This window comes from Mojavia sp. (genome assembly GCF_059505145.1).
In genome coordinates, this window is the sequence record NZ_JCACKA010000069.1 from 24,490 (window position 1) to 49,657 (window position 25,168).

A 25,168-nucleotide genomic window follows, 5' to 3' on the forward strand; every position below is an offset into this window, starting at 1 on the left:
GGGGGTGTGGTGATGAGGGGACAAGGGTACAAGGGGACAAGGGGAAAGAACTATGAATAACTCTTGCTCCTTGTCTCCCCGTCCCCCATGCTCCTTGTCCTCTTCTCCCAATGCCCAATGCCCGATGATACTAAATCCTAGATCGCACAAATTTCTCCAATCTATCCATTCCCTTTTCAATGGTTGCCATATCTGTGGCATAAGAAAGGCGAATATTGTCATCAGCACCAAAAGCAATTCCAGGAATTACTGCTACTTGATGTTCTTCTATGAGAGCATCACAGAATTTTAGCGATTTAAGACCTGTTTTGCTGATGTCAGGGAAAAGATAAAAAGCACCATCTGGTTTGGGACAACTTAATCCCGGAATGGCGTTGAGTCTGTCTAGCATCACCTGTCGCCGTTTGGCAAAGGCTTGACGCATTTCTTCTACACAGTCTTGGGAACTTTCTAAAGCGGCGATCGCGCCATATTGAGCAAAGGTACAGACATTAGATGTACTATGCCCTTGGATGGTGCTTGTGGCTTTAATGATTTCCACTGGCCCTGCCAAATAGCCAAGTCGCCACCCTGTCATTGAGTAAGCTTTAGCAAACCCGTTGCTAATCAAGGTGCGGTCGAAAATTTCTTTGCCTAAAGAACCAATGCTGATATGTTCTGCACCGTCGTAGAGAATTTTTTCATAAATCTCGTCAGACACAACAAAGATATCTGCATCAACTACTACCTTAGCTAATGCTTTAATTTCCTCTGGCGTGTACACCATCCCCGTGGGGTTGGATGGGGAATTGAGGATAAATAACTTCGTTTTTGGTGTAATCGCTTGACGCAGTTGTTCCGGGGTAACTTTATAACCCGTTGAAGCATCTGTGGGTACAATCACTGGTACTCCACCTACTAGGGTTACCATTTCGGGATAACTTAACCAGTAGGGAGCAGGGATAATGACTTCATCTCCCGGATCGATTAGGGCCACCATCAAGTTGTACAGAGAATGTTTACCGCCGTTGGTGACGATGACATTTTCTGCTTTATAATCTAGTCCATTGTCAGCTTTGAGCTTGCGGGCGATCGCTTCCCTTAACTTTGGTTCTCCTGCGGCTGGGCCATATTTGGTTTTGCCTTCATCCAAAGCTTTTGCTGCTGCTGCTTTGATATGCGCTGGGGTGTCAAAATCCGGTTCTCCAGCGCTAAAACTACAAACATCTATTCCCTCTGTCTTCATTGCCTTAGCTTTAGCTGCGATCGCTAAGGTTAAAGAGGGCGTCACCTTACTTACTCGTGCTGCCAGCTTCATTCTTAATTTGTTCGGCGAATTTCTAATCTATTTAAGAATATCCCACAATCCTAAGCGAGATATGTTTTTTCCAAATTCCTTAGTTAATCTAATCAGTAAATATTTGCACTTATAAATTCTTTAACTAATCGGGTTGACAAAATTTTTACTAACTATATAGATGCGCTCATCTAGCCCAGGTAAAGTCTCTTAGTCAAATTTGGTATGCACAGCGGTACAGAGGGCTAGATATTTATATTAAGTAAACAGTGAGTAATCATAATGGAAACCTACTGCCATATATTCATCCCACGCCTTGAAGGGATGAGATTCCTGTCGGCTTTATTGATGTAATTAATAAAAATTAACTAAATTTTTACTTGCTGTTATTAATATACATTTACTGTTATAAGATTTTACATTTTTAAAATAATTACTATATTGCTTCTAGCAAATAAGCCAAAATCATTAATATAATTTATGTTTAAACTATATTTTAAATAGATAAACTTTGAATCTGCTTTAGGGAATCTTGTGACAAGGCTGACTCTAACTCCATGAGTTCAGATGTGAGCTATAAATATGACACCAGTTTTAAGATTGGTGCCAAAAACCCAAAGAAGATTAGGTCAAAAAAAGTGAAAAATCAAGCATTAAAGCTAGCTGTAGGATTTGCATTTATATGTACTAGTGTAGCTATCAATACTGGTATAGCTAATCAAATAGTATTAGCAAAATCAAAGAGTCCACAAAAGTGTAATATTTATGCCTACGTCAATGTCTCAGATTCCCAACTTTTAAATGTGCGGAGTGGTGCAAGTACTAACAATAAAATTCTTGGACAAGTGCCTGTCAATGAGACGGTTCAGATTGTTGCTTTTGTACCAAATTGGGTAAAAATAACTAATGCGAGTGATGGCTTTAAAGGAACTGGGTGGGTATCTTTACCAAAGTTAGGCATATCGACAACAGGTTATGGTACTAGTGGTGTGAAGCTTTACGCTAAGACCAACAAAAAAAGCCAAATAGTGACAAAAGCTCCCCCACGTGAAAATGTCAAAATATTAAGCTGTCAGGGACAATGGGCACTAGTAGAATACAAGGGTGTTAAAGGTTGGTTGGCAAGGGAAGATCAGTGTGGTGCTGCCCTTACTAGCTGTTCGTGATGTCCTCTCACCGCTGTTAGATATTAAAGAATATGCACCCGAATTTATTTGGCTACGATGTGAAGTAGCATCCCACCCATAAGCCCCTACCTCACTTGAAGGAAGGGGCTTATACAAAGGGTTACCCTAATTTGATATGTTAATAAAATAATTTAATTGCAAGACTCGCAGAAATCTCAATGGACTGGATTATCTTACTGCGATCGCTACAGTCTGATTTTATTAAAAGGTTAACTACTGGTTGTCTGCTTCATTGTGAAACTGAAGGTCAATATAGCGAACTAACTATAATCTCTGGAGAGAGATTAAAGTCACTTAGAGAATTTTGCTGGCAGATGGCGGAAAAATATAAGCGCACTTCGCCAGTTCGTGACGTTTTTATCAATAACCTGAAAGGCAAATTAGGTGAAGAAGTTGTTAAAGAACGTTTAGCTGATTTTATTACAGAAGTCGATTATGAAAAGCGGTTCGGTGGCGATGGCAAAATTGATTTTACCTTGACTGCTGAACCATCGATAGGTGTAGAGGTAAAATCCCGTCATGGTAACATTGATAAAGTTAGATGGTCTGTTAGTTCCAAAGAAGTTGCCAAAAATGCAGTTGTAGTTTGCATTTTAATTCAGGAAGAAGTTAATGAAGCCCAACCTGAATATCACCTTTTTTTGGCTGGATTTCTGCCAACCCAAATGATTAAGCTAAAAACTGGTAGAATCTCCTTTGGAATCAACCAATTACTTTATGGTGGTGGCTTATGGTCTTATTTAGAACAGTTACAAGCTTCTAAAAATGACAGTTGTGTTAAGCCAGAATCTTCAATTTACAAATATAATCCTCAGCTAGAAGCAACCATCAATCAAACTAATAATCAACTAATCACAAACTCAGAACATCCTCAGCCGGAAAATAATTTATCTGAGCGGGGTACTGATTTCAACTCACTTTATATAAAACTAGGTGATAAATATTTTGAGCAAGGCGATTCTGATACTGCAATTACCAACTATAACCAAGCTTTGCAACTTAATTCTCTTGATGCCGATGCTTATTACAAATGTGGTCTGGCTCGTTATCAGCTAAAAGATTATCAGGGCGCAATTGCAGATTATACTCAGGTAATTCAGATTAATCTTAATTATGCTAAAGCTTATAATCAACGAGGGTTAGCTTATTATCAACTAGGGGATTATGCGGCAGCAATTGAAGATTATACTCAGGCAATTAGAATTAATCCCTATGTTGCTGTTGTTTATAGTAATCGTGCCGATGCTCGTTCTCATATAGGAGATCATCAAGGAGCAATTGAAGATTATACCCAAGCAATTAAAATCAATCCCAATTATGCGATCGCTGACAAAAACCGTAGTATTTTTCGTTATCTCTTAGGCGATCAGCAGAGATTCACTCAAGCTATTAAGATTGATCCTCTTGATGCCGTAGCTTATTACAACCGAGGTAATACGCGTTCTGAATTAGGTGATTATGAGGGTGCAATTGCAGATTATACTCAGGCAATCCAGATTAATTCTAACTATGCTGATGCATATTATAACTGTGGCAATGCGCGTTTTGACTTAGGAGATTATGAGGGCGCAATTACAGATTATACCCAGGTAATTAAAATTAATTCTAATTATGTCGATGCATATTACAATCGTGGTAATGCTTTTTTTGGAATAGGAGATAAACAGAGGGCGCTTGAAGATTTCCAGAAAGCGGCAGACCTTTATTGGAAAGAAGGCAAGATAGCAGAACACAAAGATGTCAGAGAGAGAATTCTAGATTTAGAAATTGAAGAATCTTTAGATGTTCTGAAGTTTTAACTATAATTAGAAGTTCCATAGTAATTAATACCAGTTCAAATAATGTTTACGACACATAAATTATTCGTAAGGGCACAACATTGTTGTGCCCTACTCATCTGTATCTGAGGGTTTTTATAACCTAAACTCCAGTTAACTGAACTGTATTGCTATTTAACCAAAGTGACGATCGCCTCTAACAACTCCTCTGGTTCAACCGGCTTTGCAATATGCCTGAGAAATCCTGCTGCTAATGCCTGTTGTTGATTAATCTCTCCAGCATAAGCAGTCAGAGCGATAGCCGGAATTTGTCCTATATTTTCTGGTGGTAAACTCCTCACTTGACGCATGAGTTCATAACCGTCCATCTCTGGCATCCCAATATCGCTGATCAAAAAATCTGGTTTGAATACATCCAATACTTCCAATGCTTCAACTGCGGATGCTGCTAATCTCACCTCTGCTCCAGTTTGTTGGAAAATAGTGAAAATTAATTCTCGCATATCGGCTTCATCATCCACCACTAAAATTCGCAAATTAGCGAGGGGGGAAGCTTCAGCCACAGCACTTGCAGAAACATCCGCATCTGTGTTTCCTCCGTTCTGGTGCTTGGGCTGTGGCAGAGAAACTGTAAACGTTGCCCCTAATCCTTCTCCAAGACTTTCTGCCTTAACGGTTCCGCCATGCAATTCAGTAAAATACCGGACGATCGCTAGCCCTAACCCCAAACCACCAAACTTTCGGGTAGTTGTGCTATCCTCCTGTCGGAAATACTCAAACACGTGCGGGAGAAACTCTGGCTTGATACCTTTCCCGGTATCTTTAACTTGAATTTGAGCATCAGTCCCAACTTGTTCTAGCCGGATTTCGATTTTTCCGCCATTGGGTGTGAATTTGACTGCATTAGAGAGTAAATTCCATACAATTTGCTGAAGGCGACCCGAATCACCTGACACTAGCCCAATATCACCAGCTACAACCTTATGAATTTCAATGCCCTTTGCCTCGGCTGATAGGCGCACAGTTTCTGAAGCTGCATCAACAACTTCCACCAAATTTACTGGGCAGACATTCAGCATCATTTTGCCGCGTAAGATGCGAGAAATATCAAGTAAATCGTCAATCAGTTGAATTTGCAACTTGGCATTGCGCTCGATTGTTTCCAAAGCTCGCTTTGTGCCTGATTGATCAAATTGACGAGTTTGCAACAGCTTTGCCCATCCCAAAATTGGGTTGAGGGGCGATCGCAACTCATGAGACAGTACAGCTAAAAACTCATCTTTGATTCGGTTTGCAGCTTCGGCTTGTTCTCGCGCGGTACGCTCCCGTTCTAGTAATTGCTCCCGTTCCTGTTCGGCTTGTTTGCGAGCGGTGATATCCTGTACCACGCCAAGCATTCCTAGAACCTGCCCAGACGGATCGTATTGAGCGCGTCCCTTGGCAGCAACCCATCGTAGTGTTCCATCAAGATGTATCACTCGGTATTCAATATCATAGTCTTCCTGCTTGGCAACCGCCTGTTCCACACGCAACTGCGCTTGCTCTCGGTCTTGCTCATGCAGTAGACTTTGCATCTGTGTCCAGGTGATATAGGGGCCTGGGGGAATTCCAAAAATTTCAGCGCCTCGTTCTGAGAACGTCACTATGTCTGTTGCTGCATTCCAACTCCAATCACCAAGTTTTGCAGCCGTCAACGCCACACTTAACCGTTCAGCACTGTTCCGCAAAGCTTCTTCTGCTTGTTTGCGATCGGTGATGTCGAGTGCAGTTCCCAAGAAGTCAATCGGTCGCCGATACTCCCCTTCGCCCTCAAATTGCACTTGTCCGTTAGCGGATACCCATCTTTCACTACCATCATCCCAAATAACTCGGTAATCCATCTCATAGGTTCCTGATGATTCAGGAGCAAGAGCAGCACCAATGGCGATCGCCACAGGTTCGCGATCATCAGGATGAATCCGCTCTATCACTCTTGGCAGAGGAATTGTTTGTGTATCATCTGGTTCACCCCAAATCTCCCGCATCCGCTCGTCTAGCTCAACTGAGTTTGTGTGGAGGTTATAACGCCAAGTCCCAAGTCGTCCTATTTTAATGGCAAGCCGCGCTTGCTCCTCATTCTGGCGTAAGATTTGTTCTGTGTGTTTGCGATCGGTAATATCAGTATGCGTACCCAGCATTCGCAAGGGTTGTCCGTTACTGTCCCATGAAACAATCTTGCCAATTGAAAGAATCCACTTCCAATCCCCCGATTTGGTTTGCTGTCTAAACTCGACTCGATACGTATCAAGTTTTCCGCTAATGTAATCTTCGTATGCCTGATAGACTACGGCTACATCGTCAGGATGAAGCCGCTCTCGCCATTTGGCATTGGTTTCTTCAAACTCATCAGGTTCATAACCAAGCATCAGTGCATATTCTAGGCTGACGATCGCATCTCCAGTTTGCACATTCAGGTCGTAAAGTCCCTGACTCGCTGCCATCAAAGCTAGGCGTAAGCGTTCTTCACTTTCTCGCAGGGCTGCTTCTGCTTGTTTGCGTTCAGTGATGTCATGCATTGTGACAATCGCCAAAATCATCTTCCCGTGTTTGTCATACACAGGAGTTCCACTAAAGCTACCAATCCAACGAGTATTTGTATCCAGACGATGAATATTAATTTCATAGTTTGAATAAGTTTCACCCCGTAGCACTTTAGCTAGTGGCCACTCCTCCAGAGGAATGGGGTTGCCTTGGAAATCGTACCCTTCAAAGGTATCTGGAAAATCATTTAAGTTCCGCCGAACCTGCTCAACCGATTTATACTCATGCAAAACTAGTGCTGCCGGATTAAACAACAGCACATTTCCCTGAGCATCGCTGACAAGTAAGCCTTCTGACATACTATTGATGACGGCTTCAAACTGTCCCAGGCTGGTTTCCAGCTGTTGCAGCAGTTGCTCACGCTCCATTTCTAACTGTTTGCGATTGGTGATATCTTCATTCATGCCAATCATCCGCAGGGGACGGTTTTTGGAATCGTAGAAAACCCTGCCTTTTGCTGTCAGCCAACGTATATCCCCATTAGGATGAATAATGCGAAACTCTGTGTTTAGATCGGCACCATTGACGACTGCATCTTGTACATCTTGTTCTGCCTGATGGCGATCTTCTGGATGAACCGCTTGCCGCCAATTCTCATACTGTCGTGTAAAACTTCCGGGTGGCAAGCCATACAAGGCTTCTTCTTCCGCCGTCCAAAAGAGTTCATTGGTCTGAATATTCCATTCAAAAGTTCCCACCTGTGCCGCCGCTGACGCTAGAGCTAACCGTTCTTCACTGCTACGAAGCGCATCTTCAGTTCGTTTGCGTTCATCAATATCAGTGCTGGTTCCCATGAATCGCAGCAGTTTTCCTTGCTCATCTCGAATGACAACCATACGTGCCAGAAACCAGCGGTAGCTGCCATCTGCCATGTGGTGGCGGTACTCTCGCTCTGTGACCGTGGCACCTGCCTGAACCTTTTCCCAATCCTCCAAGATGCAAGACAGATCGTCAGGATGAACAATTAAACTCCAACCCGCCTGATTGACTTGCTCAATTGTGACTCCTAAAGCCTGTCGCCATTGCTGGTTAACGTAGTCTAATTTACCTTCTGAAGTAAGTGTCCACACTAAATTCGGCAGAGCTTCGGCAAGCGTTTGGTAAAGTAGCTGACTTTCACGTAAGGCTTCTTCTGCCTGTTTACGATCGCTGATATCACGAGAAATACACAACAACCGTTCGGCTTGTCCATCTGCACCTTTAATAGGAGTCACCTTGACATCCCACCATTTCGGCTCACCAGTTAGGGTTGGACAATAGCCTTGAAATGTTCCCACTCCAACGGTTCTGGCTTTGTTGAGTGTTTCCTGAGCGGCTGGCTGGTCAGCTTCTTGCCAGAACTTGACCCATGAAGAGTTGATGAATGGAGTGATGTCTTCAATACAAAGCAGGGTTTTTCCCCCCGGATTCATGTACAGGAGCGATCCCTCTAAATCTAATACCTTGATACAATCCCCACTACTTTCAAGAATTTCCCGATTAAAAGCTTCACTTTGCCGCGATGCTGCTTCTGCTGTTTTGCGTTCGGTAATATCCAGCGCAATCCCTGTCATGCGCTGGGGCTGTCCGTTATCATCATAAAATGTCTGCCCGATCGCAGTCAGCCATCGCTCTCCCTGAGTTGGGTGGAGAATGCGAAATTCAACATTGAGGTCGGTGCGGTGTGCTAAAGCTTTTCGGGCTGCTTGATCGACGCGATCGCGGTCTTGCTCAAAAATTGACTTTAGCCAATTTTGATATGAGGGTTGAGTGGTTGCTCTCTCAAGCCCATACAAGCAGTAGTATTCCTCTGACCAAGTGACTTGGTTGGCGACAATATCCCAGTCCCACACACCAGCATTGGCAGCTTGTTGAGCAATCCTCAGCCGCTCTTCACTTTGGCGTAAGGTTTCCTCGGCTTGCTTGCGCTGGGTGATGTCGCTCACTAATGCCACAAAGCCTTCGACGTTTCCCTGGTGATCAAAACGAGGAACATATGTGGCAGTTACAAAGCGTGTGCCTCCATCTTTGTAAGGAATTTTGCTCTCAAAGGTAACTTCTTGCCCTGCCAATACCTGTTCAACGTAAGGACGAATCGTTGCATACGCTGCTTCGTCCAGTACTTCCCACAGATGCTTGCCATACACCTCAGTTGCTGGGTTTCCAAACCACTCTTCATATCTTTGATTATTGAAGCGGTAACGCTGTTGAGCATCGACAAAGGAAATCAGCACCGGAACAGCATTTGTGATCAGGCGCAGTTCGGCTTCTCGTTGCCGTAACTCCTCCTCAGCCCGCAGGCGTTCGCGCAGCGCAGCTTGCTGTTCGCTGACATCAAGCGCCACTCCAGCCAGAAGTTGTTGCCCAGCCGCATTGTGAATGGGGAACTTAAAGGACATATAACTGTGTTCCCCGTCCTGATGCTGAATGGTTTCCAGCATTTGCATCGGCTGTCCACTGGTCAGTACAGCCACATCATTCGTGTGAAACTGCTGGGCAATTGCCGGTGGCAGTAACTCAAAATCCGTTTTGCCGATGAAATCCGATTGCGATCGCTTGTTTGCTCGCTCTGCCCAGGCATTTACATACAGATATCGCCCAGATTCATCCTTAATAAAGGCTGCAATTGGGCTATGGTTCATAAAGCTTTGAAACAGTTCCTGACTCTCTTGTAGCGCGGCTTCTGTGCGCTTTCGCTCCATAAACTGACCAATCTGGCTACCGATCGCCGCCATCATGTCTAGCAAGTCTTCGTCTGCTTCTTGGATGCGATTGCTAAAGCACTCAATCACACCTAAGATTTCGTTACCTAGTAGAATAGGAAACCCAAACCCCGATTGTAATCCAACCACAGACGCAAGTACAATTCTGGGGAAGTTGCTGTCTTTACTTAATTCACAGATCCAGTGTGGTTGACGGCTTGCCCAAACGCGACCTGGAAGCCCAACTCCTTGTGCTAGGGTCATTTGCTGGGTTGCCTCAACAAATTCCTGCATATCCACATTTGCAGCTTGCCAGTAGTTGAGGCAACGCAAGATCGGAGGATGTGAGTCAATACTCCACAGCGCCCCAACTTGCCAGCCTAAATTTTCACACAGAGCCTGCAAAATGGTGGGGGTCGCTTCAGCAACCGTCTTTGCTTCAGCCAAGATACGCGCAATGGCATACTGAACATCCCGGCGTTGCTCTGCCCGTTTGCGATTGCTGATGTCTCGAAAATACATCGCTAATCCGTCTGATGAAGGAAAGAGCGAAACATCAACCCAGCGATTAATCAGCAGCGAAAACGCCTCAAACTTCACCGTTGTCTGCTCCGCCATTGCTCGCTCAAATTGCTGGACAATGACAGAATTTTGCTGGACAGCTTCGGGGAACACATCTTGCCAACGTTGACCGAGGAGTTCCTGAGGCGATCGCCCTAGCATCTGAGCGGCTTCCTGATTGACGTAGGTATAACGCCAGTCGCGATCAAAGGCGACGAAAGCATCAGTGATACTTTCAAGAATGTTAGAAATGCGTTGGTTGGCTGCTCTCAGCGATTCTTCAAATTGCTTACGTTCTGTAATGTCAAGCGTGACACCAACCATCCGAATCGGCGTGCCTTTGGAGTCATACACGAGTTGACCTCGGACAATCAGCCAGTGCAGGCTGCCATCAGGATGGTAACAGCGTTCCTCCACCTCATAATCTATTCGCTCTGCGATCGCACGCTCAATCGCAGCCTGGACAAGAAGGCGATCGTCAGGGTGCAATGCTGCAAATAGAGTTTCATGCGTAAATTCTGCATCGGGCAAAAAACCAAAGTTCGCCTTGCATTGATCTGAACAGGTGAGAACTCCTGTCCTCAGATCATGTTCCCAAGAACCAAGCTTTGCGGTTTGCAAGGCGATCCGAAAATGCTGCTGTTGTTGTTGCAGTGCCAATTCTGCTTGTTTGCGATCGGTAATATTGCTAAAGGAAACCGCTATTCCGTCGTTTAACTTCACAACAACGTTACGAAACCAGCCTGCCAATTCTTTGCTGTCGTAAAATGTTTCAAACGTTGTCGAAATGCCTGTTTCGGCAACTGTCACGTAGTGATCAAAAATATTGTTGCTTTTACAATCAGGAAATAGATGCAGTAGGTACTGACCGAATAACTCCTCTGGTGTACGGTTCACATTTCTTGCAGCGACTGGATTGGTGTATTCGATGATGAAGTCAGCAATTTCCCCTACTGCATCTCGGACGCTACGCAAAATGATGAATCCATCGGGTGATGCTTCTAGCACCAACCGAAATCGTTCCTCACTCTCTGATATTGGAACTGTTTGTGGGCTTTCTGCTGGAGAGGGATGATTAGAAATCGCAGCTTTCACCTTAGTCATCAAACACTCGACTCCGCTTCTAAAAAATATTGATCTAACAGAGTTTGGCTCTGCTGTTGAAGCTCAACGACAGGTGAACGGCTTAACTCACTGAGCATCGTTTTGATTTGCTTGAGTGCCAGAGGCGAAGGCTGCATGTGACCGTTTTCCCATCGATTAATTGTGCTAAAAGCAACTCCTAGTTTTTCTGCAAACTGCTCTTGGCTTAATCCAGTTAAGTGCCGAAGTTTGCGAATGAGATGGCTAACTTCTGGTCGTCCAAGCGCAACTGTCTTTTTAACCATGAGAACTTAATAGATGAAGCTATTGCATATAGCGTATGCTATATACCTTATTTTGAGGAGATGAATTTATAAACCTATCTACCCTAAGGGATAATTCTTGGGTTGCAGATTGCTTGATGCTTGATGTAATGCGAGTTTCCAACGAATGGTATTTGTTATGGCTTGCCAAAAGAGGCCTTAATCATGCTTTGAAAAGTCAGGCATAGTTGCCTCTTGAAGATTTGCACCAGTGAGGTTAGCTTCTTGAAGATTAGCCCCTCTCAGATCAGCGCCTCTAAGATTAGCTCCTGCCAAGTTAGCACCTCTTAGATTAGTCCATCTCAAGTTAGCGCCTCTTAAATCAGCCTCGCTTAAGTTAGCCTTGAATAGGTAAGCACCGCTGAAGTGAGCCTTGCTCAGATTAGCTTTGTATAATTCAGTTTGATAAAGGTAAGCGCCCATCGCTTCTGCTTCATACAGGTTTGCTTCGCTGAGATCAGCTGCAATCAAGTTAGCTGCGATGAGGTTTGCAAAACACAGGTTAGCCCGGATCAGCTTTGCTGTACCTAAATCGGCATCTTTGAGGTTAGCGCCTGTTAAGTCAGTTCCTATGAGATTAGCATTAGCGATCGCAGCGCCTCTAAGATCCGCCCCACTTAAGTTTGATCCAATCAAATGGGCATGAGTGAGATCTGCTTGGGTAAGTGTAGCGTCGCTCAAGTTAGCAACACTGAAGTTAGCACCGCTCAAGTTAGCTTCAATTAGCTTGGCACTGTGGAGATTAGCACTACTAAGATCAGCGTTGCTGAGGTTGGCTCGCACGAGTAAAGCATGACTTAGATCCACTTTGGTCAAGTTTACCCCACAGAGGTTTGCGCCTCTGAGGTTATCTCCAGAGAGATTTGCCGTGCTGAGGTCTGGTTCAATCTGGGGATTTTGATTTCTCCACTCAATCCATGTGACTGCACCAGCTTTTAGTAAAGCTAGATGCTCTCGATTGGCCATTGTCCCTCCTTTACTCCTGACGCCCACTGTTGGGGTTTACCCGACCAGCTACACCTTCAATCGCTGCTAACGCACCAGCTGCACCTGCAAGAATATCTCGTTCTTGTCCACCTAAGTACAGCCGTCCGAAACTACCTACAGCTTGAACCTCAAGGATATTAATTGACGCGGCTTTTTCTGCTTCATTTGCAGCCAGTGCAGCGTAAGCAGCCGGCTCAACTTCTAATACATATAGCGTTTGTCCTGCTAGTAATAGTTGTCCCCGTCGCGTGCGATTGATCAGTTGTGTTTGGTAAGCATCAATGTTACGGATAATTTGGCTAGAAACAACACGCGGTTTGATACATTCTTCTCTGCGGACTCCTAATGCTGCCAAAATCGCTTGACCAGCCGATCGCGTTTCACCTTGGGAGCTAGAATGAACTTCTAATAGTCCATAAAGCCGTTCAACTACCTGTACTCCCGGACGTACAGAAGCCGCTTTGAGGGCGATATCTGTAATTTTATTGATTTCAATCCCAGGAGAAATTTCAATCCAAAGTGATGTATCCCCTGGTAATGGTAAGAAACCTTGAGCTACTGTTCCCATATATGCTGCATGTTGAGGTTGCAGGTTGTCGAGAAATACGAAACTGCGTAGTTCTATTCCCAAGGTTTTGCTCTCCAATCATGGGGTACAAGTTATCTATTGCAATATAAAAGTTTACCCTTAAACTCGCTTCCCAAAATTCTAATTTACCAATTTTCCAATTCCAAAACCTTGTAAATTAAGCTCTTGAGGCATTTTGGGTGATATGCGATCGCTTTTTTCAAGTCGCTGTGAATTAAACCCTACAGAAACTTGTGTATAGCATTATTTTTGGCTGCGATTGCCTTTGGTACTGGCGGAGCCAATCGCAAATATTTTATTGTAGCGATTGTCTAAAAAGAAAGTAAAAAGCCATTTGACTTATTCAAAATGCCTTTTGACTTACTCAAAATGTCATTTTACTTTCTCATTTTGGTGTTTTCCGCAAGTAAAATGAGGTTTGACTTACTCAAAATGCCATTTTACTTATTCATTTTGGTGTTTTCCGCAAGTAAAATGAGGTTTGACTTACTCAAAATGCCATTTTACTTATTCATTTTGGTGTTTTCCGCAAGTAAATGGCAGTTTGCTAACTCCTTTAACTTAAATGCTTTCTCATGTCGGTAGATCGCGCATTTATTTTGATGTTTTCTGCAAGTAAACGGCAATCTCTTTTGTCAAAATGCCTGATTGCTTTTTCATTTCGTAGAAGTAGGGTATGATATGCCGTACTTGATAGCTTATACAGCAACAGGTGGATTTCCCTCACCAAAATTAGCCACTTCTACAGAACGTGCAACAGGTAAACTTTTCCTATTACTTTTAATTCTTTCAATTTCATGCAAAGTTTCTGCTGTTAGATAACTTTCTCCACACTCAGGACAACTGATGACAGGAATATTTTCAATTATTAGTAAATCTTTTCCTTTTCCATAAGTTCTTGCAACGTGACGAATATTTACCCCTTCGTTGCCGCAAAACTCACATTTCATATAATATTTACCTGCCTTATACTTGATATACTGTAATAATAACTAAATTTCCTGTCACACCTAGCTTGGCAACAACTTCAACTTCCACGCCATCTTCATTTGTACCTCGAATACAGTATTTTGATTCCGCAGTTACTTTATCTTTTTGACGTTCTAGTATTTAGCCTTAAAGGATAGTTTGTCCGATATCGTAAATTGTTAAATTGTCATAGTTCATTTCTTCTTCTGCGTGGAGTGTCATTACATACTGAAGTGATGTAATCTTCTCTCGCATTCTTTCGAGAATTTCATCGAACATCCTATGTGTTAGTTATGGATTTTACCAATTAAAAAATTGTACCCACAATAGGGAGAATGGCTAGTATTAACCCTGATGAATGGAATTCGTAGCTATACAAATAAAGCCCACTTTCGTGGGCTAATAGAAAATCAAGTTTTTTGCCTATGTAAATGTTAACTGCGGTTATCTATTTGGGCGCGTTGCAAGCTTCCAGAGAAGTCAACATAAACACTTTTCCATTCAGTGAAAATATCTAAAGCAGTAGTTCCAGCTTCCCTGTGACCATTACCTGTATGTTTCACACCACCAAAAGGCAAGTGTACTTCTGCACCGATAGTAGGGCCATTAATATAAGTGATACCTGCCTCAATATCGCGCATGGCAGCAAAAGCCCGGTTGATATCGCGGGTGTAAACTGAGGAAGAAAGACCATAATTAGTGTCGTTGAGAATGGCGATCGCTTCTTCAAAAGAACTAACCTCAATTAATGCCACTACTGGCCCAAATATCTCCTCACGGGCAACCCGCATTTTCGGAGTGACTTCATCCAAAATAGTTGGTTGAAAGAAGTAACCATTTTTTAGCTGCCCTTCGTTGGGAATATCCCCACCTATCAACACCTTTGCACCTTCCTCACGGGCAATCTCTAAATACTTGCTTACCCGTTGCAGTTGCAATTCATTGACCAATGGCCCAATATCAGTATTCGGGTCAGTGCCCGGCCCCAAGCGTAACTTGCTGGTACGCTCATAGAGCATGGCAGTAAATTTTTCTTTGATATCACGATGTAGAATCAGGCGACTCGTAGCCGTACACCGTTGACCGGTTGTGCCAAAGGCTCCCCACACAGCACCATCTAGGGCGAGTCCCAAGTCTGCATCTTCCATCACCACTTGGGCGTTTTTACCACCCAATTCCAAACAAACCCGCTTGTGAGTGCGTCCACAGGTAGCGCCAACAAAAGCACCAGTTTCTGAAGAGCCAGTAAAAGATACCAAATCAACATCAGGATGCTCGACTAAAGCTTTCCCTACTTCTTCACCCACACCATGCACCAAGTTAATTACCCCTGGTGGGAAACCTGCTTCGGCAAAAATTTCAATCAATTTAGTTGCACAGGCAGGGGTATCTTCAGCGGGTTTGAGAATGACTGTATTGCCACATACCAAGGCTGGCATAGCTTTCCAACAAGGAATCGCTACTGGAAAATTCCAAGGAGTAATTAAGGCGCAAACTCCTATGGGCATCCGTACCGTCATCGCAAATTTGTTGGGCATTTCCGAGGGTGTAGTTTGCCCAAATAATCGCCGCCCTTCACCAGCACTATAAAAGGCGCAGTCAATTGCTTCTTGTACATCTCCTCTGGCTTCAGTTAGAGGTTTACCCATTTCTCGGCTCATTAACTGGGCCAGTTCTTCTTTGTGCTGAAGTAAGATTTCCCCGACGCGAAAAACGTATTCTGCCCTAGCTGGAGCAGGGACTTTTCGCCAACTTTGGTAAGCTTGGCGGGCGGCGGTTACCGCTACATTTACATCATTTATTACGGAACGCGGAAAAGTAGCAACAACTTCACTTCTCAAAGCAGGGTTGCGACTTTCTAAGGTGGCTTCCCCTGTAGCACTCAACCATTGACCGTCGATGTAATTGCGGCAATTCAGCGGAGTAGTCATATTTAAGACCTCCGACTTTGTAGTCCACTAAAAATTTTGTACTAAGTGTGACGTGCTTTCAGGCTGCCGTCAAGTGCTGAATTAAGGGAAAAACTACTGTTGACTGGATAATGAGGCAAAGAAAGATTAATTACTTTTCCAAGGTCTGTTGTATTGAGTTTTACAGTTAATATTGAGTATTATTCACCTCTTAGACAGAGTAGTAGTTAAAACAGTATGCGCCATTGGTTAGAAGCAAGGTCATTTTTAGCTTTCTAGTATGAGATGAAATTGCTGCTGTTTTTTCCAGAGGTATGACTATGACAATGACAGGATTGGATGTCTTTGATGCAACTGTTCAAAAGAGTATCCTTTGGATCAATGATTTAGCACAAGAACTCGGTTGGGAAAATAAGCACCAAGTATTTCAAGGGTTGCGTGCGACATTGCACGCACTACGCGATCGCATGGCTGTAGAAGAAGCCGCTCATTTAGGCGCTCAGTTACCCATTTTACTAGGGGGATATTACTACGAAAGCTGGAGGCCTGGGGCAACTCCCACAAAGGAGCGGACTAAAGAAGACTTTCTCAACAATATCCGCGATCGCTTGCAAAATGTTAACCCGAATATTGACGCTGAAACTATTGTTCGTGCTGTCTTTAAAATTCTTGCTCAACGGGTTTCTCAAGGAGAGATTGAAGATGTAGTTCACATGATGCCTAAAGCATTAAAAGAACTTTGGCCTGAAGCAGTGCGTACTTAGTATTGCTTTGCATAAGTTCATAGCTTTTTAAACGCAGAGGCACGCAAAGTAAGCGCAGCGAAAAGTTGCGTGCGGGGGTTCCCCCCGTTGAGCAAACTTTTCAAGACAGAGTAACACAGAGTATTTTCAAAGCTAATTCGCTACGAATTACTTGCAAGCTATAAATAAACCCCCCAACACCCTAGATATTTCAAGCTGTTGGGGGGTTCAAATGTTGCAGCAAAAAGTGAATTAGTATTTAGTTAACAACCTTTAGGTTAATTTTTCAATAAAACTAGATTAATTTTTTATAAAAAATCTATCAAAGATTTATCAGACCCGACTATAGCAATCCTATCTAAAATATTAAAATTACCTCAATTATTGAACCGCCAACACCCTAACTCCTCATCATTCCGCACTAACAACTCACCACTCTTTCATTTCTCGGTGGCGATAATGTGTAAATCTATTTTTTGATGTCTGATTAGCTCCATCAATCGCTGGGTAAAGGAGCCTTTGAGCCATCTTCTCCAAGATGACTGCTGGCTTTCACCTATGACAATTTGGGTGATGTGATAAGTTACTGCGACCTGAGCAATTTCCTTGGCAACACTGTGGCTTTTGACGTGCAAAAATTGTCCCCCAAACTCTCGGCATAGTTTCTCGCAAGTATCAATGTGTAAACTTTCTTCTTTGGTAAGGAAACGTTCGGGATCTGCTACAAACACAGCGTAAAGTCGTGCATTCATGTAACTGGCAATACGCGCGCCCCGACGCAGCAATTGTACTGAGTTGGGATAGGTAGACACACAAACTAAAACTCGTTCGTGGATATTGCAAGTCTGTCCGGCCGAAGTTGAGGTGTTTGCTTCTTCCTCAACGGTATCTGCTACTTCTCGTAATGCCAGTTCTCGCAAAGCAATTAGATTACGACGTTGAAAAAAGTTTTCGAGGGATTGCTGGATTTTCTCAGGAGCGTAAATCTTGCCTTCTCGCAAGCGCTCTTCTAGTGTTTCTGGGGTGACATCAATGACAACAACAGCGTCAGCTTCATCAAGGAGGCGATCTGGAATGCGCTCTCGCACGATAACACCTGTAATTCTCGCTACTAAGTCATTTAAACTTTCTAAATGTTGAATATTGACAGTGGAGTAAACATCAATTCCAGCTGCCAAAATTACTTCTACGTCCTGATAACGCTTTTCTCTTAGTGAACCTGGCACATTAGTATGAGCGAGTTCATCAACTAACACCAGTTGGGGGGAGCGCAAGAGAATTGCATCTGTGTCCATTTCTTCTAGGGCGATGTTCTGGTGAACACAGGCTTTTCTGGTAATTACTTCTAGTCCGGCGGCTTTAAAAGCAGTGTCTTTGCGTCCATGAGTTTCTAAAAAGCCAATCACAACATCAATACCATCTTGCTTGAGAAGATGTGCTTCTTCCAGCATTTTGTAAGTTTTGCCGACACCGGGAGCCATACCAATAAAAATTTTATGCTTACCGCGTCGAGCAGGACGGATGTAAGAACTGTCAGGGGAGAGGTTAGAAGAAGGAAACATGAATGAGGTCTAAAGGTTGGGTTGCAAAGCGTCTAATGCCAGATTCAGCTTCAGGACATTAACTCCAGGTTCGCCAAAAATCCCCAGGAATCTGCCATCAGTGTTTTTGTCTATCAGCTTTTGAATTTGGTTTGGGCAATACGGCGAGTATTGGCGACACGCTGCACTTGTGCTTGGGCTGCTTCAGGGCTGATATGTGGATCTAGACCGGAGCCAGAGGTATAAACTAAATCGGCAGTAGGTTGAATATTAGCTTGTTTGAGCCGTGTGACTTCTTTTTGAATGCGTTTGAGGAGTTCAGGATTGCTAGGGGCGAGGTTGCTGGCTCCTGAAGTTCCTGTGGTGGCAACTTCGGATTTGGTACTATAGTCAATGGTACTGGGACGACTCCAAAAGTAGCGATCGCTCCTAAACGGTTGACCAATCAATGCCGAACCTATAACTGTTCCTTGAGAATTAGTCAGTAAACTGCCATTAGCCTGGAAGGAAAACGCTATCTGTCCAGACAGCAGCATGAACAGAGGATACAGCAATGCTGTTAGCACCCACAGAGCAACAGTAGAACGAATAGCTTTATTGATTTGGCGCAGCTGACTCATTTAAAATTTCTCCGGTAAGCATAACGGTTTTGATCCCCATACGCCGCATTTGATCAAACCGTTCTCGGATGCCCGGTTTAATAATGTCTTTAAGATAAATCACACCGGGAAGCTCCTTCTACTAGGGATATCATCCGGTCAATAAAGCCTTTGCCAGGGTCAGCCGTAACGCGAATTGTCAGTTCATCAGAACACCTGCAAATCCTCTAACCCACCGCGAACAGGAAATTCTGTCGCTGCTGGCAGCAGGAAAAACGAATCAAGAAATTGCTGTTGCACTCTACATTACACCTGGAACAGTCCGGGTGCATGTCCATGCGATTTTACATAAATTAGGAGTAGGCGATCGCTCTCAAGCTGTTGCTGTTGCTTTACAAAAGCGATTAATTAAAAGCGACACTCTTGTAGAAGAGTAAAATCCCTGCAACATCACGAAGTGGCATTATGGGCAAGGAAAACGCATTTTTTATGTTATAAAGCTCAAAGCAATTTATAATATTAAACCAAAAAATACTCTATGGATACTGAAAACCTAGAGCGTTTTAAAGAGTATGGTGAATTCATCCTTCAGAAAATAGACTCTGTACCTGAATATCCCTCCAAGCAAGAAGATTGGGTTCCAGCTAGTCTTGATGAGTGTCTGTTTCGTCTGCGAGAAACTGCTGATAAAACTGTAGAAATTGCCACTTCACCAGTCAAAATCGGGGTGATGGGTGAATTTAGTAGTGGTAAAACTTTGCTCTTAGGCAGTTTAATCGGATATGCAGATGCTTTACCAATTAGCGAAAATCCCACTACAGGAAACGTTACAGCGATTCACATCATACCACAAGAAGATTTTGCTACTACAGAATTAAGTAATTTTACAGTAGAGTATCTTTCTCACGACGGTGTAAGTGAGTGCCTGCGCTTCATGCTCGGAGAAGCCAACCGCCGCACTACAGCAGCTGGACTTCCACCTGTACTGCTCTCGAAGCTCAAAGATGGCAAAGATATTCTTAACTGGTGTGAGGAAACATGGAAAATTAGTAACAATTTGGAGTTACGTTACTTACTTCGGGAGTTGGTATTATTTGTTCGTGCTTATCACTCCTACGGTGAAGCGATGTGTGGTGAACGCTATCAAATTGATGCGGTTACTGCACGTGAGGGGTTGCAGCTAGCTGAACAGCCAATGGCAATCCAAACTATTAACTTTGAGGATTTACCACCAGCTCATATCAAATTACCAAATCCACCGCAGAAGTTAGCCACAAAGTTATTGCAGAATAGTTTTCCGTTGATTCGCCGCGTAGATATAGAAGTAAAAATCTCACGGGAAATTTGGGATGTTACAGGTGCTTCTGAATTTATTCTTCTAGATTTTCCGGGATTGGGTGCTGCTAATTCAGGAGCAAGAGATACATTTTTGTCACTGCGAGAATTAGCAGAAGTCCAAACAATTTTGGTACTGCTGAATGGTAAATCTCCAGGAAGCGATCGCGCCAATAAAATCTTTACAATGATGCAGCAACAGCGACCAGGACAAGACCTCAAAGATTTAATTCTTGTAGGTGTCGGTCGCTTCGATCAACTACCTTTAGAAAGTGAAGGTGGTGAACGAGAACTTGACCAACTCATTGACGATAACGCCAGCAATCATCCTTTGCAAGAAAGCAGTGTTTTGCAAAAACTGAAAGTTCTGCAAACAACGATTGACGGTGCTAACGCCTTTACAACTCAAAAAGACCGCATCGTTTTGCTGTCACCACTTTTAGGACTGGCCGATTTAGCAAAACGTTCGAGTACGGTGAAAGCAGGCTCACCAGAGTTTTTAGCTAACTTGGACTATCCCGATTACCTAGACCGTTCTAAGCGATTACAAGAGAAATGGGGACGGTTAAGCGATCGCTTACTCGCATCTGATTCACGCAATTATTTAGGCAGACAATTAGGATATTTTGCTCAAGATGGCGGTATTAGTAAGCTGCGGGAACTGATTCAAAACCATGTAGCTACTCACGGTTTGAAGCAACTGTATGAAGACACAAAAAGAGCTGCTGAGGCTGTGCGTCAACAACAAGATAACTTGAAAACTATCTTAGAAGAAATTCACGCGCAAGGTATGCCGACTTTAGACAGTCCAGCTTTGCTACAGTTGCGTGCTGCAATTGAAAATTTAGACAAAACTTACAGAAACTTCCAAAAAGATTTAGGCAAAGAACCGCTCAAAGACCGACGCGGAGTAGGTGTTAGTGATGTTGTCAAAGACGAATTAACATTTAAAATCCTCAATTGGAACCAATGGACTTTACTGTTTAACAAAGCCAACAATGGTACGATCGCTGTTGCTGAATCTAAAGGTGCAGCTGGCAAGTTATTTGATCGCGGAAATAGAGTTAATACTTCTATTCCTACAAAAAGCGATGATTTTTATCCACCATTTGCCCAGACTATCAAAGAAGTAGAAGATTTTGCCCGCGATCGCATTCGTGAAGCTATTCTAGATTTGCTCAACAAATTATCAAATCAGGTTGCTCAAGAACGTGATTATTTAAAAGCGATTCTGCAATCAGAAATGGAATCAGATATTGAGTCTACATTTGGTCTAGAAGAAGCCGACCTGTTTTATAAATTGCTCTTAGGTTGTGATCCTAATCAATGGCAAGAAGCACTCATCTCTGAAATTAGTAGTAAAGATAAAGCAAACGCACCAGAAATGATGTTTCCTTTGGCGCGTCAAGATGAAAAACATAGTATTGGGCAAATCTTTGATTGGGCACCAGAAAGAAGCCAAGGATTACCTAAATCTAACAATCATCAATTGTTCGTGCTGCGCTTGCGAGATGAAATTACTGCTAGTGCCAGTCTTCACCTTGTTCAGTATGTTAGTGAAGTTAACCAGCAAGTAAATTTAGAACTTGAAGGTATTTTGGATCAAATTATTCCGAGTTTACAAAATATTTCAAAAAAAGAATCATTGCTCAGATATATTGCGGCTGGAGAAACGCCATCACAGTTAGCAATTCCTACTTGGTTGCAGATTCTCTCAGATATCACCGCTATTTCTGTCGTTGCTGATTAATGGGATGATTTTTCTCACGCAGAGGCGCAGAGACGCAGAGAGAATAAGGAGTTTGAGATTTGGGAATCCCCTATTAACTGTGAGAAAGCAGATAGAGGCTTCGTGTAATTTGTGGTCATTACCAAATTTTGAGCCGCTACCAACTAAGCAAACAACAAAAATCAATACTAAAATGAACCCTTTTCAACTCAACAGCAATCAACAACCAAGCGAAAAACAAAAAAGATTTCCGGGATGGTTTGCCTTAGATTTTGGCACATCGAACTCTACAGTTACACTCTTCGATCCGATTGAAGTACCGATCGCAGAAATTTTACCTAAAGAACAAGAAATGCGATTGCGCGATCGCTTATCGAAATGGCTGAGTTCTCCCGCCGCAGTTGCTTTACCAGATGTCAGTATTAGTGAGTGGGAAAAGTTTATCAATGATATTAGTAAAAATCTGGAGATAGAACCGAGTCATTTGAGCGAAGTTTTTGAAAGCGATCATAAAGAGCGATTTTTAGAAGCTGTTCGCCAAATTGAACTTTGTTTAGGGACTAGCGATCGCTTCCGTCGTGCAGTTAGCAAAAAACTTTATCAAATCTATCATGAAGTATTCCGAGTTCCTACTTTAGAATCGCAAAATCTCATCCCAGTTGTACTAGATATTGATCGCCGGGAAACAGAAATTAAAAGTGAGTTAGAAGTTTCTACATTAGCGGCTTTAAAATTGAAGATGGGTAGAGAAGCTAGCGACAACAGAAAAAAAGCGATCGCTCAAGGTACAAGCAGTTCTTTAAAAGAAATTATTAGTCGATTTCATCACTCACCCAAACGCTATTTTGGTCAGGATCGTTCTTTCCCAGTAATTTTAGATGACGAAGAAGAAACAATTAACGTAAACCAGCTAGTTCAAGCCGCTTGGGGACATCTGATTGAGTTAACCGAAGACTACCGCCGACGCGCAAGACGGAGATTTTCTGAAGGAGAATTTTTAACAGCAGTTGTGACTTATCCAACTGTGGCCCCGCCAGTTGTGCGTAAAGAAGTTAAGGAACTGGTTGAACGATTGGGCATTGAAGATGTACAAACTGCTTACGATGAAGCCGTATCTGTAGCAATATTCTTTCTTTGGCGTGAATTCGGCGGCAATCTTAACATTGGCATTGAGTCTTTTAAAACTCGTTGTCGCCAAGCCGGAAATAAATGGTCACAAAATGTTCTCGTTTTAGATATTGGTGGCGGAACTACAGACTTAGCTTTAATTGAACTGACATTAGAAGATAAAACTCCCTTTTTTGCTGATAATGAAGACCGAGGTTTAGGTGGACGCTACTATAAACTGACTCCCAAACTATTAGGTTCTTCCGGTCATTTACAGTTAGGTGGTGAGTTAATTACTCTGCGAATATTTAGACTTTTAAAAGTAGCGATCGCTGATTTTCTTTTGAGTGCCGTTACAACAGGTGATTTAGAAAGCGAAAAGCTAGAAGATTTAATTAACTCCGAATTAAACGAGCGCTTTCTCGAACAAGGAAAATTTAAAAGCGGCAGTATTTTAAAATGTTTGGATAAAGAAAATCCCGAAGGTGATGCTGCTTATAAAGATGCCTTAGATACTGCGGAGAAAGTATTACCTACTCGTTGGCAACAAGCACCCCAACGCCTACAAACCTTTTATACTTTGTGGGATCATGCAGAAGCCGCCAAACTCAAACTTGGACAAAAGCCACCAGAAGACGGTTCTCCCTTAAACTTCACTCTTTCTGAGCAGCAAATTTCGGAATTGCTAACTCAAAGTGCTATTAAATACCAAATAACCGATCCTAGTAGTATCTCTCTTACCATAGATAGCCAGCAATTTAATCGAGCCGCATCATCAGCAATTAAAGAAGCGATCGGTATAGCTAAAGGCTTAATGGAAAGTCGTTTGCGTCCTCAAGATACCACTATAGATGCTTGGAATACACACAAAGTTGATTGGTTGATTTTATCTGGTAAAACTTGTAATCTCGACCTCGTACAGCGCTATATCTACCAAGAATTTAGTAAATCTCCTTATTTCGTCTGGAATCCAGAACGGATTACCTTCGTGCTGGAATTTACCAAGTTAGCCACATCTGCAGGAGCTTGCTATGCCGAGAAGTTACGCAGACTCAGATTCGATCCCGAAGAATCGAAAGGATTGCTACGTAAAGGAGCCAATCAACTAGAAATTGATGTCAAAAACCTTTTCTATTATTTGCCTTGTAACTTCAAACGCAAAACCCAAAGCAACGAACTGTTAACGATATTTAAAGCAGGACAAGAACTCTATCAGCTAACTGCTGAAGACACGGTAGCTAAGGTTCGTACTGAATGGCAAGGAATACAATTAACTAATATTGTTTACCGTCAAGATTACGAAGATGGAGACTTACGACTTTGGGGTAGCTTCGACGGCAAAAGCTTGATGGCGAAACTAGGGTTTTTAGAGTCAGATTTTCTCAAAAAAGTCAAAATCCAATTTGAAATTGATCAGACTCTCCAATTTAGCGTATTACTTTGTCATGGAAATCCTCATTATTTAATAGATGTTCCTGGTATAGATGTGAGTTCAATAATAGCCGCCACTTCAGAAACTTCGGCACTATTTGCTGATGGTAAATTGAAGTGGAACATTGCAGTTGAACGCCCCAATAAAGACTTAAATGATGGTGATATTGCCATCAACGTTCTAGAGTCTGCAACTGTTGATCAACCAGATGCTTACCATTTAGTATTTGAAGCAGATAAAGATGTAAGTAAATCGCTCCAAGAATTTCATTATTTGCGTGATGGTTCACCACAGCCAGGAACCGGATTAGTCAGTAATCCTTTACCTCCCTTCCCCCAAAATGGCCAACATACCTTTTATGTTGTGCAAACAGATGCCGAAACCAACACCAAAAAATGGATACGCATTGGCGCATTGAGTAAACCGGATGTTACAACAGATTACCCTTGTCAATATCGTGTCACTCTCGATAATCAAGGTATTCTGCGGATGCACGCTGGCGAAGTGCCTTACTGGGCATCAAACAATCAAGAATGCCTTAAACAAGAAGGATGCGTTTACCGCGCCGAATTAGAATTGCAACCCAACGAAGTTGATAAAGAACGCGATCCATTTTGCGGAATTCATTAAGGTAATAACTCACGCATAGACGCAGAGAGTTTGGAATTAATTATCGAATTTAAACAAGAGTTTTACTCTTTCAAAAACATCTTTCTCTGTGTTCTCCCGAAGTTTGCTCAACGCGGGGAACCCGCGCA

The 25,168-nt window shown here is 42.9% G+C and carries 14 protein-coding genes and 2 pseudogenes; 6 read left to right on the forward strand and 10 right to left on the reverse strand.

What is annotated here, in order from left to right:
- Window positions 1-130: 130 nt before the first annotated feature.
- Window positions 131-1,297: a pyridoxal phosphate-dependent aminotransferase gene (locus AC5JL8_RS16705; protein WP_495880817.1), complete on the reverse strand. Its 1,167-nt coding sequence runs from the start codon at window positions 1,295-1,297 to the stop codon at window positions 131-133.
- 617 nt (window positions 1,298-1,914) lie between these two features.
- Here AC5JL8_RS16705 and AC5JL8_RS16710 point away from each other — a divergent pair.
- Complete coding sequence (locus AC5JL8_RS16710; RefSeq protein WP_495880818.1) at window positions 1,915-2,442, forward strand: SH3 domain-containing protein; 528 nt, start codon at window positions 1,915-1,917, stop codon at window positions 2,440-2,442.
- 179 nt (window positions 2,443-2,621) lie between these two features.
- Complete coding sequence (locus AC5JL8_RS16715; protein WP_495880819.1) at window positions 2,622-4,262, forward strand: tetratricopeptide repeat protein; 1,641 nt, start codon at window positions 2,622-2,624, stop codon at window positions 4,260-4,262.
- 149 nt (window positions 4,263-4,411) lie between these two features.
- On the opposite strand, the gene AC5JL8_RS16720 is transcribed toward AC5JL8_RS16715, so the two are convergent.
- The 7 genes from AC5JL8_RS16720 to AC5JL8_RS16750 form a co-directional block, all read right to left on the reverse strand.
- On the reverse strand, window positions 4,412-11,167 hold the full coding sequence (locus AC5JL8_RS16720; protein ID WP_495880820.1) for a PAS domain S-box protein: 6,756 nt from the start codon (window positions 11,165-11,167) through the stop codon (window positions 4,412-4,414).
- Window positions 11,167-11,451 carry a helix-turn-helix domain-containing protein gene (locus tag AC5JL8_RS16725; protein WP_495880821.1) on the reverse strand — a complete coding sequence of 95 codons (285 nt, stop codon included), beginning with the start codon at window positions 11,449-11,451 and terminating at the stop codon, window positions 11,167-11,169. Before AC5JL8_RS16725 ends, AC5JL8_RS16720 begins: the two co-directional genes overlap by 1 nt.
- Window positions 11,452-11,628: 177 nt before the next feature.
- Entirely contained in the window at window positions 11,629-12,435 is an 807-nt protein-coding gene (locus AC5JL8_RS16730) for a pentapeptide repeat-containing protein (RefSeq protein ID WP_495880822.1), read from the reverse strand.
- Window positions 12,436-12,445: 10 nt separating this feature from the next.
- Window positions 12,446-13,087: a beta-carboxysome protein CcmP gene (gene ccmP, locus AC5JL8_RS16735; RefSeq protein WP_495880823.1), complete on the reverse strand. Its 642-nt coding sequence runs from the start codon at window positions 13,085-13,087 to the stop codon at window positions 12,446-12,448.
- A 656-nt stretch (window positions 13,088-13,743) separates the two neighbouring features.
- Window positions 13,744-13,995, reverse strand: a complete 252-nt coding sequence (locus AC5JL8_RS16740) for a type II toxin-antitoxin system MqsA family antitoxin (protein ID WP_495880824.1) — start codon at window positions 13,993-13,995, stop codon at window positions 13,744-13,746.
- A gap of 166 nt (window positions 13,996-14,161) precedes the next feature.
- Window positions 14,162-14,293: a hypothetical protein gene (locus AC5JL8_RS16745; RefSeq protein WP_495880825.1), complete on the reverse strand. Its 132-nt coding sequence runs from the start codon at window positions 14,291-14,293 to the stop codon at window positions 14,162-14,164.
- Between the two features lie 155 nt (window positions 14,294-14,448).
- The gene (locus AC5JL8_RS16750; protein WP_495880826.1) at window positions 14,449-15,945 is read right to left on the reverse strand and encodes an aldehyde dehydrogenase family protein; all 1,497 of its coding nucleotides are present in this window, start codon (window positions 15,943-15,945) and stop codon (window positions 14,449-14,451) included.
- 299 nt (window positions 15,946-16,244) lie between these two features.
- On the opposite strand from AC5JL8_RS16750, the gene AC5JL8_RS16755 reads away from it, so the two are divergent.
- A complete protein-coding gene (locus AC5JL8_RS16755; RefSeq protein WP_495880827.1) occupies window positions 16,245-16,688 on the forward strand; it encodes a DUF2267 domain-containing protein in 444 nt (147 codons plus the stop codon).
- 419 nt (window positions 16,689-17,107) lie between these two features.
- On the opposite strand, the gene AC5JL8_RS16760 is transcribed toward AC5JL8_RS16755, so the two are convergent.
- Both AC5JL8_RS16760 and kdpC read right to left on the reverse strand, forming a co-directional pair.
- Window positions 17,108-18,229: a sensor protein KdpD gene (locus AC5JL8_RS16760; RefSeq protein ID WP_495880828.1), complete on the reverse strand. Its 1,122-nt coding sequence runs from the start codon at window positions 18,227-18,229 to the stop codon at window positions 17,108-17,110.
- Window positions 18,230-18,238: 9 nt separating this feature from the next.
- Window positions 18,239-18,828 (reverse strand): annotated as a pseudogene (kdpC, locus tag AC5JL8_RS16765) (K(+)-transporting ATPase subunit C).
- Window positions 18,829-19,022: 194 nt separating this feature from the next.
- Here kdpC and AC5JL8_RS16770 point away from each other — a divergent pair.
- The 3 genes and pseudogenes from AC5JL8_RS16770 to AC5JL8_RS16780 all read left to right on the forward strand — a co-directional run.
- A pseudogene (locus AC5JL8_RS16770) lies at window positions 19,023-19,244 on the forward strand (helix-turn-helix domain-containing protein); the annotation flags it as partial.
- 101 nt (window positions 19,245-19,345) lie between these two features.
- Window positions 19,346-21,892, forward strand: coding sequence for a proteasome protein (locus AC5JL8_RS16775; protein ID WP_495880829.1), 2,547 nt, complete (start codon window positions 19,346-19,348; stop codon window positions 21,890-21,892).
- A gap of 172 nt (window positions 21,893-22,064) precedes the next feature.
- Window positions 22,065-25,040, forward strand: a complete 2,976-nt coding sequence (locus AC5JL8_RS16780; protein ID WP_495880830.1) for a molecular chaperone — start codon at window positions 22,065-22,067, stop codon at window positions 25,038-25,040.
- The last annotated feature ends 128 nt before the right edge of the window (window positions 25,041-25,168 follow it).